The sequence below is a fragment of the Mesorhizobium sp. B2-4-3 genome, assembly GCF_006442815.1.
GTDB lineage: Bacteria > Pseudomonadota > Alphaproteobacteria > Rhizobiales > Rhizobiaceae > Mesorhizobium.
Map to the genome: position 1 here is coordinate 1 of NZ_VFVL01000076.1, position 1,189 is coordinate 1,189.

The 1,189-nt window shown below is 63.4% G+C and carries 1 protein-coding gene; it reads left to right on the forward strand.

The window, feature by feature from the left end; genetic code table 11:
- Positions 1-64: 64 nt before the first annotated feature.
- Entirely contained in the window at positions 65-1,045 is a 981-nt protein-coding gene (locus FJ956_RS30390) for an IS5 family transposase (protein WP_181170428.1), read from the forward strand.
- Positions 1,046-1,189 lie beyond the last annotated feature (144 nt).

Genomic DNA, 1,189 nt, shown 5'->3' on the forward strand with positions numbered 1-1,189 from the left:
TGAGGGCTTTGCACGGAACCGGGTTGGTGATTCCGTAGGTCAGGAATGAAGGGGGATGATTCGGATGGTCGATCGTGTGCTTGGTCAACTGAGCCTTGCGGATAGGCTGGCATGGTCGGACACAACGGAGCTCGACCAGATCGCGCGAGTGATCGACTGGGTGCCGATCAAGACGCTTCTTGGTCAGCGCAGCGGGCCGGGGCGGGGCAACATCAGCTATCCGGCCGAGGCATTGCTGCGCTGTCTGCTCCTGGGCGTGTGGAACAATCTGAGCGATCCCGCGCTGGAGGCACAACTGCGCGACCGGCTATCGTTCCGCCGCTTTGCCGGCTTCAGCCTGTCGGACCGCACGCCGGACCATTCGACATTGTGGCGCTTCCGCGAGGAGCTCAAGTGCGATGGGCTGATCGATCGGGTGTTTTATGAGATCACGCGACAGCTTGAGCAGAAGGGCCTGATCGTCAAGCGCGGCACGCTGATTGATGCCTCCTTCATGCAGGCCGCCGCACGCCCGCCGGCGAAGCCGAAGAAGGGTGAGGAGGAATCGGTGCGGCCATCGGCCGACGCTGACGCGCGTTGGGGGCGCAAGGGCAACAAGACCGTGTTCGGCTATAAGGTGCACAACGGCGTCGACGATGCTCACACGCTGATCCGGCGCATGGACTTCACGGATGCCTCGATCACCGACACCGAGCCGGCCGACGGTCTGATCAGCGGGGATGAGGAGGCGGCCTATGGCGACCAAGCCTACTACACCCATGCCCGGCATGCCCGACTTAAGCAGGCCGGCATCAAGGACCGGCTGATGCATCGAGCCAACAAGCACCATCCGCTGACGCCGCGCCAGAAGTTGCGCAACCGGCTGATCTCGAAGGTGCGGGCGGCGGTGGAGCGGCCGTTTGCGGTGTTCAAGCAACGCTACGGCATGCGGCGGCTGCGCTTCTTCAATCTGGCGACCAACCGGACACAGTGCATGCTTGCCGGCTGCGGTTACAATCTGCAGCGAGCGGCCGCCGTCCTCTACCCGAGGAGGAAGCCGGCATGAGGCGGAGTCTGCCCAAAATCCGCCGCGAGGGCGGCCTGAGGCCCCATGAGCCGGGCAAAATACCTCGCCAAAGTGGCCCGAGCGCCTTTCAAAAAACGCCCATCTGCCTCATGCGCTAAATATCGGCTCCCGTGCAAAACCCTC

Bases quoted from the DNA above. Each gene is read 5' to 3' on its own strand.
- FJ956_RS30390 (WP_181170428.1), top strand. From the start codon at position 65: ATGGTCGATCGTGTGCTTGGTCAACTGAGCCTTGCGGATAGGCTGGCA.